We start from the raw sequence: 14,293 nt of genomic DNA, 5'->3' as shown, positions 1-14,293 counted from the left end.
GTAATGGAATACTGTGCTTTTACAGTTGAATAGATGACCGCAACTTTAAGATGGTTGCATATTAAGGACGTTATTAGCGTATCTGAACATTATGAATATAAAAGATTACTCGGAAGTAGCCGTAGATAACTCCATGCATGTGGGGAATGAAATAGATATAAAAGATCTTGTTTCAGTGATTTGGAGGCGCAAGTTGATTATTTCACTTGTTACCTTCATTTTTGCTTTGGCTGCAGTTTTTTTCGCTTTAAGTTTGCCCAATGTTTATAAAAGTGAAGTTTTGGTAGCTCCTGTATCTGATAATGGCGGTATGAAAATACCAGGACAATTAGGCGGTCTTGCTGCATTGGCTGGCGTCAACTTGGGAAGCCTTGGTGATGGAGATCGGACCGCTCTTGCTATTGAAATATTGAAATCCAGAGATTTCATTGCGAAGTTCATTGAGAGACACAACTTATTGCTCCCTTTGATGGCTGCGGACAGTTGGAATCGACAAGATAACACATTGAACTACGATGATGGGATCTATGATACAAGTACAAATGAATGGGTTCGGGTAGTGAAAGAACCATATAAACCTAAGCCTTCAATGTTAGAAGCGCATGAAGCTTTTTTGAAGATATTCAGTGTTAATCAAGATAAGTTAACCGGCATGGTTAAGATGTCTTTGATGCATGTATCCCCCTATATTGCTAAAGAGTGGTTGATCCTTTTAACAAATGATATTAATCAGGAGTTGAAACAGCGTGACATAACTGAAGCAGAAAATTCTATTGCCTATTTAAACAAACAAATAGATCAAACTAACATCGCAGATGTCAGAACAACTCTCTATTCATTAATTGAAGATCAGATTAAGACACTTATGCTAGCTAATGTGAGAGATGAATATGTCTTTAAAGTGATAGATCCTGCAATAGCTCCAGAGAAGAAAGCAAAACCAAGAAGAGCTTTGATAGTGATTTTTGCTGCTTTGTTAGGTGGATGCTTTAGTTCGATTTTCTTTATAATTAGTCACATATATAGAAGAGACAGACATTAGATATTATATGTATTCTACTGAGTTGTTGCATTCGTATAGAAATAAAAGAATTAATTATATTAAACACAGTTTCATGGGTAGTTAATCTGAACGTATTCGATAATTCTTTGTTGCTACAGTGTTTATTTTAAATGTGTCTTAGTTGTAAATGTTTGATCCTATTAACAATAGCAGACATATGTTGTAATAGATCTAGAGGATATTAAGTAATGAAAATTTTAGTGACAGGTGGTGCTGGTTTTATCGGTTCTGCAGTTGTGAGGCATATTGTGAAGGACACACAAGATTGTGTCATCAATGTAGATAAATTAACTTATGCAGGTAATTTAAATTCTGTTGCCGAAATTTCCGATAGTCCGCGATACATTTTTGAGCACGTTGATATTTGCGATCGTTCTGAGCTGGACAGAGTTTTTATTGAACATCAGCCAGACCTGGTGATGCATCTTGCCGCAGAGAGTCATGTTGATCGTTCTATCGATGGTCCTGCGGAATTTATAGAAACAAATATCATAGGTACTTATACTCTACTTGAAGCGTCCAGGAACTATTGGCGTCAACTTCCTGAGGAACGCAAAGCTGCATTCCGCTTTCATCACATATCCACAGATGAGGTGTATGGCGATTTACATGGTACAGACGATTTATTTACTGAGACGACTCCTTATGCACCAAGTAGTCCATATTCTGCTAGTAAAGCAAGTTCAGATCATTTAGTTCGTGCTTGGCATCGCACCTTCGCCTTGCCTGTAGTTGTTACAAACTGTTCAAATAACTATGGTCCATATCATTTTCCAGAGAAGCTGATTCCGTTAATCATATTAAACGCTTTGGCTGGAAAGCCACTACCTGTGTATGGAAAAGGAAATCAAATCCGTGATTGGTTATTCGTGGAAGACCACGCCCGAGCACTTCATCAAGTAGTAACAAAAGGTGCTGTAGGCGAGACGTATAATATCGGTGGGCACAATGAGAAGCAAAACATTGAAGTCGTCAAGACTATTTGTCAGCTGTTGGAAGAGCTGGCTCCTAACAAGCCAGCACATGTAGCCAAATATGAAGACCTTATTACTTATGTGACAGACCGACCTGGCCATGACCTGCGTTATGCTATTGATGCTAGTAAGATCGAGCGCGAGTTAGGCTGGACACCCGCTGAAAGTTTTGAAACTGGTTTACGGAAGACAGTACTTTGGTACCTGGATAATAAAAACTGGTGGCAAGCTGTGCTTGATGGAAGTTACAAATTAGAACGTTTAGGAAAGGAGTCTTAATGTATGGCCAATTATAAAGGAATTGTTTTAGCAGGTGGCTCTGGTACACGTCTTTATCCGATCACTCGTGGAGTGTCCAAGCAGCTACTTCCTGTGTATGATAAACCGATGGTCTATTACCCTATATCGACCTTGATGCTCGCTGGCATTCGCGATATTTTGATCATTACCACACCAGAAGATAGTGATAGCTTCAGCCGTCTCTTGGGAGATGGCAAGGACTTTGGGATCAACATCAGCTATGAGATACAGCCAACTCCTGACGGTTTAGCGCAAGCATTTATTATTGGTGAGAACTTTATTGGAAAAGATAATGTTTGTCTCGTCTTAGGCGATAATATTTACTACGGTCATAACTTCTCCAAAACACTTAAAAATGCCGCATCACGTGAAAGTGGGGCTACTGTTTTTGGTTACAAAGTTAAAGATCCGGAACGTTTCGGAGTTGTTGAGTTTGATTCTGAGATGAAAGCTGTGTCAATAGAAGAAAAGCCAGCGGCACCTAAGTCAAATTATGCTGTTACTGGGCTTTATTTCTATGACAATAATGTTGTTGAAATGGCAAAGCTTGTGAAACCCTCAAGTCGTGGCGAGTTGGAAATTACTACTCTTAATCAGATGTATCTCGAGGCGGGTAAATTGAGTGTAGAAGTATTAGGCCGTGGTTTTGCATGGCTTGATACAGGTACTCACGAAAGTTTGCATGAGGCATCATCTTTTGTTCAGACCATAGAACATGTGCAAGGACTTAAAGTGTCGTGTCTTGAAGAAATTGCGTGGCGTAATGGTTGGTTGAGTGACGAACAACTTGTTCAAATAGCTAAACCAATGCTGAAAAACGAATATGGCCAGTACTTAATGCGCTTGGTAGCAACAAAATGAACCATTTAAAAGTATTAGTTACAGGCTCAAACGGGCAAGTAGGGCATCAGTTGGTTCAACGTCTTACTGGTAAAGTCGAGCTACTAGCTACAGACCGAAGTGTGCTTGATATCAGCAATCAACAGCAAGTTGAAGATTTCGTTATGAAATTTCAGCCTGATGTCATTATCAACGCTGCTGCTTATACTGCGGTGGATAAAGCAGAAATCGAAACAGAAGCTGCAAATGCAATTAACCATTTAGGTAGTAAGTATCTGGCTATCGCAGCCAATAAAGTAAATGCAGCATTGTTACATATCTCGACAGATTACGTATTTTCCGGACACGAAAATTCTATATATAACGAGAAAGACCCAACTGGTCCCAACGGCGTCTATGGGAAAACAAAGTTGGACGGTGAAGCTGCAGTTGCGGAACATTGTCCTCACCATATTATAATGAGAACAGCTTGGGTATTCGGTGAGCACGGTAATAACTTTGTTAAGACTATGCTCCGTTTGGGACAAACCAGACCTGAGCTTGGTATTGTAGCCGACCAGTTCGGTGGGCCAACTTATGCCGGTGATATTGCTGATGCGCTGATATCGATTTGTCAGCAAATAACGTCAACACCATCGACAGCACTGTGGGGGACCTATCATTATAGTGGTATGCCTTATGTGAGTTGGTTTGAATTCGCCAGAGCAATTTTCCAGGCAGCTGAAGGTAGCAACGTCCTGACGAATATTCCTTTGCTGAAAGCCATAAATACGGAAGATTATCCAACGCCTGCCAAACGGCCAGCGAATTCTCGCTTAGATTGCTCGAAGCTTGAAAAAGCCTTCGGTATCAAACCTTCGGATTGGCAAACTGCTCTTACTAACGTCGACAAATATAAGTGATTCAAATGAATATTATTGATACCTCTATACCTGATGTGAAAATAATTGAACCAAAAGTATTTGGTGATGAGCGTGGATTTTTCTTTGAAAGTTTTAACTTGTTAAAATTTGAAGACGCAATTGGTCGTAAGGTAAATTTTGTACAAGACAATCACTCTAAATCTTCTAAGAATGTATTGAGAGGACTTCATTACCAACTTGACCCCTGTGCACAAGGTAAATTGGTTCGTTGTGTTCAAGGCGAAGTTTTTGATGTTGCAGTGGATATACGTAAATCATCTGCGACATTTGGGCGGTGGGTCGGTGTACATCTGTCTGCTGAAAATAAAAAGCAGTTATGGATACCAGAAGGATTCGCTCACGGATTTTTAACTCTCAGTGACTCAGCTGAGTTTTTGTATAAGACAACAAACTATTATTCACCTGATAGTGACCGTGGGATCCTTTGGAACGATAGTGACATTGGTATTGAATGGCCTTTAACCGTTTCACCGCTTCTCTCTGAGAAAGACGATAAAGCAAAACGTTTGAAAGATGCTGATTTATTTAAGTAATAATTTATACCCTGCCATTGTACTGACAATGGCAGTTTTTGTTTTCGGTTAAAGTCTTAGCGGGCAGAAGTCCGATGTTCGTTCTGAAATCTGCTTCTGAGATGTTGATTCTGAGCGACGCTCCAGTAACTTCTCTTTTCAGTGATGTAGTAAGAGTTAAGGCGTTCGCTGATAGCTTGATTTGCATTTCTTGTTAAGCAAAGACGCTTTAATGCAAAATAGTGAGTTTTATGTCTTTTAAAAAAAATACACTCTGGAATGTCGCAGGATCGCTGGCACCACTTCTGGTTGGTGTCATATCTATACCTATTCTGATAAAGCAACTTGGGATCGAACTGTTTGGTGTCTTAACAATCCTTTGGGTTATTGTCGGCTATTTTAGTCTTTTTGATTTCGGAGTGGGCCGTGCCCTCACGCAGCAAATATCCAGCGAGACTGATAAATATTCGGTCCAATCTATTATAAAAGCGGGATTAATATTAACTATATTTACCGGACTTGTCGGTGGATTAATCGTTGTTTTGTCTTCGGACTATGTATCCTATACTCTTCTGAATTTATCTCCTCAATATGAACAAGATGTTTATTATAGTTTATTGATAGCATCACTTGGCATTCCTATTACAACCTTAAGCGCAGGTCTAAGAGGTGTGCTGGAAGGATATGAAAAATTCTTCGAATGTAATATCGCAAAAATAATCATGGGAGCTCTGCTCTTTCTCGCTCCCGTCATTGGTGTTTATCTTTTTGATAATTCAATGGTAGTTGTCGCTTCATCACTCATCGTTGCAAGGGTGATAGGCTTTCTTTTATTTTCTCATTATTTCATTCAAGTCGTCGACGTAAAAGAATTTATTCTTAATAAGGTAGGAACAGATAAGTATAAGAAGTTATTTATATTCGGTGGGTGGATGTCTATAACTAACTTATTAAGTCCTTTACTGGTTAATATAGATCGATTTTTCATTTCTAATATTTTAGGTGCTTCTTCTGTTGCTTTCTACACGCTTCCTTTTGAGTTCATCGTCAGGTTACTTATAGTCCCAGGTTCTATTGGAACAACGTTGTTACCTAAAGTCGCTAAAGACTTTACTATGGATAGAGATTCAGCCGTGAAAACAGTAAATAAATCAGCTCTGTTTGTTGCCGCTATTTTATCTGTTTGTGTTGTATTTACTGCGCTGGTAGCTAAACCACTTTTGGTTTTGTTCGCTGGAGCTGAGTTTGGTGATGACTCTTATTATGTTGCAGTTTTAATTTCTTTAGGTGTGTTAATGAATGGAGTCGGATACATTTATTATACTGCTCTTCATTCTCTTGCCGTCGTTAAGGTTACAGCAAAGCTGCATTTGTGCGAATTCGTTTTATATATTCCACTCGTCTATGTTATGATCGATTCTTATGGCGTTGTAGGCGCGGCGATGAGTTGGTGTGTTAGGACATTAGTTGATACATTGTGCATGTATATTCTTTTCAGAAGAAAATTAGCTCATGTTTAATCCTTTATTCATATTTACCATTTTGTGGATGTCGCAGATCATCCTTCATTCTCTCTTTAGTGATACTTTTTATCCGTTTAATATTTCAACTTGGATGTCTTTGGCTGTGGCTGTATTGGCATTCACACTTGGGTCTTTGCTGACATCAAAAGTAAAACTACCAGCTCTTAAAATGATGTCTTATGATTATTTGAAAGATGATTTTTTCATCAGTTTTTATAAAATTACAATTACGCTATATTTAATCGGTGGGGCTTTGGTATGTGTAAATATATACTATGTTTTGCTGAATTTAACCGGTGGACAAATAAACCCGATAACTATTAGGCAGGTATTGATTACAGATTTTATAGGTGATCGAGTTTTATTTAACTTGGTGCGCTATTTCTTTATCGGTGTAATGGTTAGTATATTTATCTTATCTTTTTCAGACAAGCTTTCTAAGAGAAGCGTTTCGTTTGTTTATTTTGTTGGAATAATGTCTGCGATTCTAACCACAGGACGGTTGTCTCTTCTTCTGTTTATTATAGGAACAACTATAGTTTTATACCGGAATAAGGTCATAAGAGTTAAACACGTTGTTTTATTTGGGCTCTTGTTTGTACTTCTATTTATCATTCTTGCTCTTGCTTTAGGAAAAGGAGCTGAAAATAGGAGTATGGCAGAAACTGTAGTGTGGAACCTTCAGGTTTATACAATGAGCAGTTTAGCCTGTTTCAACGACTTTACGACTTACGGTAATCAGCAAGTGGATGGTGGTTTGCTCATACCTAACGCCTTTCGGTCTGTGTTTACATTATTCACAGGTTATGAACTTTCACAGAAACCCGATCTAAATCCATTTGCTATGGTGCCCCTTGCTTGCAACACATATACAATACTTTTCCCTCTTTATCATGATGGTGATTTTTTGGCTATATTTTTGGCGATGTTCTTCTTAAGTATTTTTCACATGTATCTATACAAAGTATATAAAAATGATTCATCGCCTATTGTTCTATATTTGTTTTCCATTTCCATTTATCCTTTATTCATGATGGTATTTGAAGACGCCTATTTCTCATCCCCCGGCTTTTGGATTACTACCCTTATACCGGTATTTATATTTCTAATTTATGCTAAATTTTCAGCTTTAACATTTAAGGATTTTAAATGACAAATGCATGTTTAACAATTTGTTCAATAAATTACCTGCCTAAGGCACTGGTTTTGGCTGATAGTTACATCGTTAATAACCCTGCAGACGATTTTTATCTTTTATTGACAGACAGGAAGATCAATAGCATTTCTGTGCCTGAAAACGTGAATCTTCTGTGGGTTGAAGATTTAGGCATTAAAAATTGGGAGCGATATGCATTTTCATATGATGTAATAGAATTCAACACAAATGTAAAACCTTATACTTTACTTAAGTTGTTGGAAAAATACGAAAATGTGATGTATCTGGATCCTGATATTCAAGTATTCTCAAGCTTGAACTCTGTTTGGGAAGAATTAACGGAACAAGCAATTCTGGTTACTCCACATTATTTCGAGCCTATTCTTGACGGACACAAACCTGACGATCTTGAACTTTTGAAATTTGGAACCTTTAATCTGGGTTTTGTAGCTGTCTCGAACAAACCTGATGCTGTTGCTTTCCTTCATTGGTGGTCTGATCGTTGTCTGGAGTTTGGCTATTATGAACCTCAGTCAGGTTTAGGAGTAGACCAAAAGTGGGTTACCATAGCGCCTTCTTTTTTCAAAAGTATGAAAGTTTCATTTGATGCAGGTTTGAATCTGGCGTTCTGGAATCTTCATGAGCGTTCTATTTCAACGGTCAATGACAAACTGGTGGTTAATAACGACGTTGATCTGAAGTTTATACATTTCAGTTCATTTGATGAAAAGAATCCTGGGAATATTGCAAAGAAACAGGATAGATTTGCTATGGATAGCAGACCTGATTTTGTTGTATTGGCAAAAGACTATGCAGCGAAATTGAAGAGCAAGTCTGAAAGCTATTCATTCCAAGACTTCTATTCATTTGATTATTTTGAAGATGGTGCCTATATCACTCCCGCTCTTAGACGCTTCTATTCAAACAGGCGACACTGCGATACATTTAACGACGGTTCTCCGTTTGCTATGAGTGGAAACGTGAGACGGTTTGCAGAAAAGCACAGATTGGTGATAAAAGATTATAAACCTGGACAGCGATTGAATTTTAAGAATCTGAACGATGCTTCAAAAGCTGTCAAAGTCATTAATTTTTTCTTGAAAGTGACACTTCGGATTCTTGGTCCTTTGAATTATTTCAATTTAATGAGATATTTAGCACACATTAGCTCAATAAGACACCAAAAAGATCTTTTAAAGTGACATGTGATACATCGCTTAATTTTTATTTGTCAAGCGTGTTGAAGTGGAAATTACGGTGTAGCACGGTGAGCATCTGGCGCTTGTTGAAATAGGTTGGTCGAAATGCTGAATAAAAAAGTATTGTGGATGTTCAGAGCACTATTGTATAAATCGTTTTTTGGTCGATTTGGAATGTTGTCATATATAGGTAAGCCTCTATATTTGCTCAATGTAAAAAACGTTTTTATAGGTAGTAGGGTGAGGCTCTATCCAGGGGCTAGAATCGAAACATTTGACTCGGGCACTATTCATATTGGAAATAATGTTTCTGTTGGTCAATGTCTTCACATCATTTCCGGTGTAGGTATTAATGTAGGGGATGATGTTACAGTTTCTGCCAATGTATTTATTTCTGATGTTGAGCATCAATATGAAGGTATAGGCGTTCATATTATGGAACAGCCACTGACAAAAGCTGAAGTGGTTGTTGGTGAAAATTCGTTTTTAGGTTATGGGTGCGTTATACGGGCGGGTACCGTTTTAGGACGGCATTGCATTGTTGGTGCTAATTCTGTTGTGAAAGGTGTGTTCCCTGATTATTGTGTTATCGCAGGTAATCCAGCAAAAATAATCAAGCAATATAACGCGGTTACTAATACTTGGGATAGATTCAAAGGTTAATTTATATGGTTACTACAAAAAAAATTCTTATCACTGGTGGTGCAGGCTTCATTGGAAGCAATTTGGCATTAAAATTAATAGAACTTGGTTGTGAGGTTACTGTTCTTGATAATTTATCTCCGCAAATTCATGGAGAAGAACCTGAACAGTCGCCACTTTTTTTATCAATTAAGGATAAGGTTAAGTTCATTCATGGCTCTGTTGAAAACCAGCAGGATTGGGTTGAAGCTCTGAAAGGAAATGAAGTCGTTGTGCATTTGGCTGCAGAAACTGGTACTGGCCAGTCAATGTATCAAATAAAAAAGTACTCAGATGTTAATGTTGGTGGCTCAGCTATTTTTTTAGATCATTTAGCAAACGAAAAACACGGTGTGAAGAAGATGATCATCGCGTCTTCACGGTCTATATACGGTGAAGGTAAGTATAAGTGTACATCTCACGGCATTGTTTATCCATTAGCCAGAAGTGGCAAGGATATGGCATCGGGTGATTTCAACGTTAAATGTCCACATTGTTCGAATGATACTGAGTTAATGCCAACTGATGAGGACAGTAAGATCCATCCGTCGTCCATCTACGGTGTAACTAAACAAGTACAAGAACAGATGTTTATGATTACAGGCAAAAGTTTGTCTATTCCAACAGTTGCTCTTAGGTTTCAGAATGTTTATGGAGCTGGCCAGTCGTTGTCTAATCCATACACCGGTATTCTCTCCATATTCTCTACTAGAATTAAAAATGGTAATGATATAAATATTTTTGAAGACGGTTTAGAAAGCCGCGATTTTGTCTATATCGATGATGTTGTAGACTCTATCGTCTTGGCAATTTTCAACGAAAATGCCGACTATAAGGTCTTTAATGTCGGGTCCGGTTATTGCACTGATGTGATGACTGTAGCGCACTCTTTAAAGTCTTTTTATAAATCTGAGTCATTGATAACAATAAGCGGTAACTACCGCATCGGTGACATTAGGCATAACTATGCCGACTTAACTTATATAAAATCAGAAATTGGTTTTGAGCCAAAAGTTAGTTTTGCTGAAGGACTTGTTCGGTTTACCTCTTGGGTTAACGAGCAGAGTATTCAAGCTGATCTTTACGATAAATCGATAGCAGAAATGAAGGTTAAAGGCCTTTATAAATAGTTTGTAAACTATTACTTTGACGTGGTTATCTATGGAACACTTAGTTGGTAAGCGTGTGCTTTTCATCTCTCCTTCTTTTTTCGGCTACGAATATGAAATTATATCGCAGCTAGAAAATATGGGAGCTGTTGTGCAGTATTTCGATGAAAGACCCTTTTCATCTTCTATTGCGAAGATTTGTAATAGAGTGAATTTGAAATTCTTTATCAAAAAAACTATTCGTCAGCATTATGAAAAAATGCTAAAGGCTGCGGCAGATAACGCTTTTGATTACTTTTTTGTTATTTCACCGGAAACAATGACTGCCAACTTTGTTGAGCGCTTAAAAGTAATTAACCCTAATATCAAGACGTTGCTTTATATGTGGGATTCTATTGCAAATAAAGATGCCGAGAGTGTGCTGCATCTTTTTAATAAAGTTTTTACATTTGATAGGGACGATAGGGATTTGTTTCCCAACGTCGAGTTTTTACCTCTTTTTTACTCCAAGGTTTTTAGTCGGAGTTCTGGAGTGGTATCAATTAACAGCGATATCAAGTACGCAGCTTGTTTTATCGGCTCCGCTCACAGTGATAGGGCCAAAGTTGTTAAAAAAATTGTTAAAGAGTTTGATCGGCGTGGCATGAAGACATTTGTATTTTTGTTTTGTCCGGGAAAGTTGTTTTTTTGGTTGCGAAAGCTATTTACTAATGAATACGCTGGAATGTCTGTTAAAGAATTTTCCTTTACGTCGTTATCAAAGAAAGAAATTCAAGATGTTTTAGATTCTTCTGATATCGTTATTGATATAGAGCATCCTAGCCAGACAGGGCTAACGATGCGAACTATTGAGATGCTTGGTTATGGAAAAAAGTTGATAACAACAAATGCGGACATAGTTAATTATGATTTTTACGACCCCAACAATATCGCTGTTGTTGATCGTAACGCTCCGGTCTTAACCGATGCCTATATTCAATCGGTGTATAAGACTCCAATGAACTCTGTAGTACTAAGTTATTCACTTAAAGTTTGGTTGGAAAAAATTTTTGTGCAAATAGACCGTTCAATATGAAATTTAGAAATACTGCAAAGCCAGATAAAGTCCTTCTGACCGGGGCGACTGGATTTATAGGTAAAGCCTTGTTAAAGATGCTGGCCTCTCAAGGTTATCAGGTTGTTGCCCCTGCAAGGGCTCCATTGGTTTCATCGTTAGAAAACGTAACTATGCCTTTATTAGATGATATAGGTACGATTTCTAGCATCAGCAATAGCTTTTCTGATTGTGATGTGGTTATACACTTAGCAGGAAAAGCCCACTTGGCTGTTGAGGCTGCCGTTGAATGCTCGAGAGTTAACAGAGACGCTACATTGAATTTTGCGCGTTTGGCTCATGAGGCTGGCGTAAAACGTTTTATTTTTTTAAGCTCTGTTAGCGTGCATGGCCAAGCCAGCGTTAAGCCATTCAATATAACGGACCATCCGAAGCCTATCGAGATGGCAGCTTTGTCAAAACTTGAAGCAGAGGTAGGCTTAAAGTTGATCGCGCAAGAAACTGGAATGGAAGTTGTTATAATTCGCTCTACGTTGGTATATGGTCCAAATGCCCCTGGCAATTTTGGTAAGTTACTAAAACTTTCGAGTAAAAATTTACCATTACCGTTAGGGGCTGTTTTTAATAAGCGTAGTCTGGTTGGGTTAGATAATCTTATCGATTTAATTGTCACCTGCATTAGTCATCCCAAAGCGGCAAACCAGACGTTTTTAGTCAGTGATGATGATGATTTATCTACTACTGAATTATTGAACATGATGGCTGATGCCGCCGGTAGAAGATCGCGTCTCCTTTCTATACCTGTTAGTTGGCTTAAATTTACAGGCAAACTCATTGGTAAGCAGGCTGTGATTGACCGTTTATGTGGCAATCTGCAGGTAGATATCAGTCATACCAAAGAAACATTGGGTTGGATGCCGCCAATTTCTGTTAAAGAAGGGATTCGGCGCTGTTTTATAAAGGTGGATTTATGTTGATTCGGTTATTAGATATTATTTTTTCTTTTTGTGGTTTGATACTTGGTTTTCCAGTATTAGTTATTCTGACAATTATTGGTATGTTCGATACTGGTTCTCCGATCTTTCGTCAAACTCGAGTTGGACGTAATAAAAAGCCTTTCACTTTGATTAAGTTTCGGACCATGAAGCCTGACACTGAGTCTGTAGCCAGCCATTTAGCTAGCGCTGCAGCAATAACTCCTTTTGGTGGCTTTCTGCGTAAAACCAAGCTGGATGAGTTGCCACAGTTATGGAATGTGTTAAAGGGGGAAATGAGCTTGGTCGGGCCCCGGCCTTGTTTATTTAATCAGGAAGAATTAATTGCCGAGCGGGAGCGACATGGGGTGTTTAATTTCCGACCTGGTATTACCGGTTTAGCTCAGGTCAATGAAATCGATATGTCTACTCCTGTCTTGTTGGCAGAAACCGACCAAAAAATGTTATCTAAGCTTTCTTTAAAAGATTATTTCAAATATATCTTTATGACTGTGGCTGGTAAAGGCTCTGGGGATAGAGTAAAAAGTTGAGCTAAGCCCTTGAGTTTACTCAAGGTTAATACTCTGATGATTAAGCTCATGCCATGCTCACTAAAGGATTAAGCAGGATCTATGAAAGTTACCGTCTTTGGTATTGGTTATGTTGGTTTGGTTCAAGCCGCGGTTTTAGCTGAAGTTGGCCATGATGTAGTGTGCGTAGATGTGAATGCTGAACGCGTTGAAAAGTTGAATCAGGGCATTATCCCAATTTATGAACCTGGTTTAACACCGCTGGTCACAAATAACTTTCAGGCGGGGCGGCTGCGTTTTACCACAGATGCCCCTTTTGGCGTAGAACATGGTTTAATTCAGTTTATTGCTGTGGGCACACCGCCTGACGAAGACGGCTCCGCTGATTTGCAGTACGTATTGGCAGTTGCTAAAACTATTGCGACTTATATGAACTCGCCAAAAGTAGTGATTGATAAGTCTACAGTGCCAGTAGGAACTGCAGACAAAGTAAAACAGCAAATTTCGGCGGTATTAGCTGAACGAGCTGTGGATATTCAGTTTGATGTGGTGTCGAACCCTGAGTTTTTAAAAGAAGGCGCGGCAGTTGCCGATTGCATGAGGCCAGATCGCATTATTATCGGAACTTACAATAATCAACCAGTAGATGTTGTACGTGAGTTGTATGAGCCATTTAACCGCAACCACGATAAAATGATTTTTATGGATGTGCGCAGTGCCGAGCTGACCAAGTATGCCGCGAATTGTATGCTGGCTACTAAAATTTCCTTTATGAACGAAATGGCGAATCTTGCTGAGCTGTTAGGTGCAGATATTGAAGCTGTGCGTAAAGGCATAGGTTCTGATCCACGTATCGGCTACCACTTTATATACCCAGGTTGTGGTTATGGCGGCTCTTGTTTCCCCAAAGATGTGCAGGCACTTATCCGCACTTCTGAGCAAAATGGTTATACGCCAAAGATCCTGCAAGCTGTTGAGGCTGTTAATAATAAGCAAAAATACAAATTGCCTGTACTGGTAAAAAAACATTTCGGTGACAATTTAACAGGTAAGACCTTTGCTATATGGGGTTTGAGCTTTAAGCCCAATACAGACGATATGCGTGAAGCGTCCAGCCGGGTCTTGATAGAAGAGTTATGGGCAGCTGGCGCTACAGTACATGCCTTTGACCCTCAGGCGATGGAAGAAACCCAGCGTATTTATGGTATACGTCCTGATTTTGTGCTCTGTGGCACAAAAGAAGCTGCATTACAGGGTGCTGACGCTCTTATTATCTGTACTGAGTGGCAACAATTTAAGGCACCGGATTTTGACTTCCTGAAACAGCAATTGGTGACTCCTGTGATTTTTGACGGGCGCAATTTGTTTGATCCTGAGCGGTTGAAACAAAAAGGCTTTAGTTATTATGCGATAGGCCGGGCAAAAAGCGTGCAGTCCTATGATGTTTTATAAGAA

The 14,293-nt window shown here is 38.9% G+C and carries 14 protein-coding genes; all 14 read left to right on the top strand.

Annotation, left to right across the window (positions count from 1 at the left end):
- The first annotated feature begins 91 nt into the window (after nucleotides 1-91).
- The 14 genes from RHEIN_RS08025 to RHEIN_RS07960 all read left to right on the top strand — a co-directional run bounded on the left by RHEIN_RS08025 (nucleotide 92) and on the right by RHEIN_RS07960 (nucleotide 14,290).
- Entirely contained in the window at nucleotides 92-1,042 is a 951-nt protein-coding gene (locus tag RHEIN_RS08025; RefSeq protein ID WP_008898477.1) for a Wzz/FepE/Etk N-terminal domain-containing protein, read from the top strand.
- A gap of 209 nt (nucleotides 1,043-1,251) precedes the next feature.
- Complete coding sequence (rfbB, locus tag RHEIN_RS08020; RefSeq protein ID WP_008898476.1) at nucleotides 1,252-2,316, top strand: dTDP-glucose 4,6-dehydratase; 1,065 nt, start codon at nucleotides 1,252-1,254, stop codon at nucleotides 2,314-2,316.
- Between the two features lie 3 nt (nucleotides 2,317-2,319).
- Complete coding sequence (rfbA, locus tag RHEIN_RS08015) at nucleotides 2,320-3,198, top strand: glucose-1-phosphate thymidylyltransferase RfbA (protein ID WP_008898475.1); 879 nt, start codon at nucleotides 2,320-2,322, stop codon at nucleotides 3,196-3,198.
- Nucleotides 3,195-4,079: a dTDP-4-dehydrorhamnose reductase gene (gene rfbD / locus RHEIN_RS08010; protein ID WP_008898474.1), complete on the top strand. Its 885-nt coding sequence runs from the start codon at nucleotides 3,195-3,197 to the stop codon at nucleotides 4,077-4,079. Before rfbA ends, rfbD begins: the two co-directional genes overlap by 4 nt.
- A 5-nt stretch (nucleotides 4,080-4,084) precedes the next feature.
- A complete protein-coding gene (gene rfbC / locus RHEIN_RS08005; protein WP_008898473.1) occupies nucleotides 4,085-4,633 on the top strand; it encodes a dTDP-4-dehydrorhamnose 3,5-epimerase in 549 nt (182 codons plus the stop codon).
- A gap of 230 nt (nucleotides 4,634-4,863) precedes the next feature.
- Nucleotides 4,864-6,132 carry a flippase gene (locus tag RHEIN_RS08000; protein ID WP_008898472.1) on the top strand — a complete coding sequence of 423 codons (1,269 nt, stop codon included), beginning with the start codon at nucleotides 4,864-4,866 and terminating at the stop codon, nucleotides 6,130-6,132.
- Nucleotides 6,125-7,288: an O-antigen polymerase gene (locus RHEIN_RS07995; protein WP_008898471.1), complete on the top strand. Its 1,164-nt coding sequence runs from the start codon at nucleotides 6,125-6,127 to the stop codon at nucleotides 7,286-7,288. Before RHEIN_RS08000 ends, RHEIN_RS07995 begins: the two co-directional genes overlap by 8 nt.
- A complete protein-coding gene (locus RHEIN_RS07990) occupies nucleotides 7,285-8,493 on the top strand; it encodes a glycosyl transferase (RefSeq protein WP_008898470.1) in 1,209 nt (402 codons plus the stop codon). The genes RHEIN_RS07995 and RHEIN_RS07990 overlap by 4 nt, the downstream gene beginning before the upstream one ends.
- A gap of 102 nt (nucleotides 8,494-8,595) precedes the next feature.
- A complete protein-coding gene (locus RHEIN_RS07985; protein WP_008898469.1) occupies nucleotides 8,596-9,153 on the top strand; it encodes an acyltransferase in 558 nt (185 codons plus the stop codon).
- Between the two features lie 5 nt (nucleotides 9,154-9,158).
- Nucleotides 9,159-10,301, top strand: a complete 1,143-nt coding sequence (locus RHEIN_RS07980) for an NAD-dependent epimerase/dehydratase family protein (RefSeq protein ID WP_008898468.1) — start codon at nucleotides 9,159-9,161, stop codon at nucleotides 10,299-10,301.
- Between the two features lie 31 nt (nucleotides 10,302-10,332).
- Entirely contained in the window at nucleotides 10,333-11,355 is a 1,023-nt protein-coding gene (locus tag RHEIN_RS07975) for an LPS biosynthesis protein (protein WP_008898467.1), read from the top strand.
- Nucleotides 11,352-12,311 (top strand): NAD-dependent epimerase/dehydratase family protein, encoded by a 960-nt coding sequence (locus tag RHEIN_RS07970; RefSeq protein WP_008898466.1) that lies wholly within the window; start codon nucleotides 11,352-11,354, stop codon nucleotides 12,309-12,311. The genes RHEIN_RS07975 and RHEIN_RS07970 overlap by 4 nt, the downstream gene beginning before the upstream one ends.
- Nucleotides 12,305-12,859, top strand: a complete 555-nt coding sequence (locus RHEIN_RS07965; RefSeq protein ID WP_008898465.1) for a sugar transferase — start codon at nucleotides 12,305-12,307, stop codon at nucleotides 12,857-12,859. Before RHEIN_RS07970 ends, RHEIN_RS07965 begins: the two co-directional genes overlap by 7 nt.
- An 81-nt stretch (nucleotides 12,860-12,940) precedes the next feature.
- Complete coding sequence (locus tag RHEIN_RS07960) at nucleotides 12,941-14,290, top strand: UDP-glucose dehydrogenase family protein (protein ID WP_008898464.1); 1,350 nt, start codon at nucleotides 12,941-12,943, stop codon at nucleotides 14,288-14,290.
- Nucleotides 14,291-14,293: the final 3 nt, after the last annotated feature.

It is taken from the genome of Rheinheimera sp. A13L, assembly GCF_000217935.1.
Lineage (GTDB): Bacteria > Pseudomonadota > Gammaproteobacteria > Enterobacterales > Alteromonadaceae > Pararheinheimera.
Note: the sequence above shows the minus strand (reverse complement) of the source record. Positions and strands in the feature narration are given on the sequence as shown.

Bases quoted from the DNA above. Each gene is read 5' to 3' on its own strand.
- RHEIN_RS08025 (WP_008898477.1), top strand. From the start codon at position 92: ATGAATATAAAAGATTACTCGGAAGTAGCCGTAGATAACTCCATGCAT.
- rfbB (WP_008898476.1), top strand. From the start codon at position 1,252: ATGAAAATTTTAGTGACAGGTGGTGCTGGTTTTATCGGTTCTGCAGTT.
- rfbA (WP_008898475.1), top strand. From the start codon at position 2,320: ATGGCCAATTATAAAGGAATTGTTTTAGCAGGTGGCTCTGGTACACGT.
- rfbD (WP_008898474.1), top strand. From the start codon at position 3,195: ATGAACCATTTAAAAGTATTAGTTACAGGCTCAAACGGGCAAGTAGGG.
- rfbC (WP_008898473.1), top strand. From the start codon at position 4,085: ATGAATATTATTGATACCTCTATACCTGATGTGAAAATAATTGAACCA.
- RHEIN_RS08000 (WP_008898472.1), top strand. From the start codon at position 4,864: ATGTCTTTTAAAAAAAATACACTCTGGAATGTCGCAGGATCGCTGGCA.
- RHEIN_RS07995 (WP_008898471.1), top strand. From the start codon at position 6,125: ATGTTTAATCCTTTATTCATATTTACCATTTTGTGGATGTCGCAGATC.
- RHEIN_RS07990 (WP_008898470.1), top strand. From the start codon at position 7,285: ATGACAAATGCATGTTTAACAATTTGTTCAATAAATTACCTGCCTAAG.
- RHEIN_RS07985 (WP_008898469.1), top strand. From the start codon at position 8,596: ATGCTGAATAAAAAAGTATTGTGGATGTTCAGAGCACTATTGTATAAA.
- RHEIN_RS07980 (WP_008898468.1), top strand. From the start codon at position 9,159: ATGGTTACTACAAAAAAAATTCTTATCACTGGTGGTGCAGGCTTCATT.
- RHEIN_RS07975 (WP_008898467.1), top strand. From the start codon at position 10,333: ATGGAACACTTAGTTGGTAAGCGTGTGCTTTTCATCTCTCCTTCTTTT.
- RHEIN_RS07970 (WP_008898466.1), top strand. From the start codon at position 11,352: ATGAAATTTAGAAATACTGCAAAGCCAGATAAAGTCCTTCTGACCGGG.
- RHEIN_RS07965 (WP_008898465.1), top strand. From the start codon at position 12,305: ATGTTGATTCGGTTATTAGATATTATTTTTTCTTTTTGTGGTTTGATA.
- RHEIN_RS07960 (WP_008898464.1), top strand. From the start codon at position 12,941: ATGAAAGTTACCGTCTTTGGTATTGGTTATGTTGGTTTGGTTCAAGCC.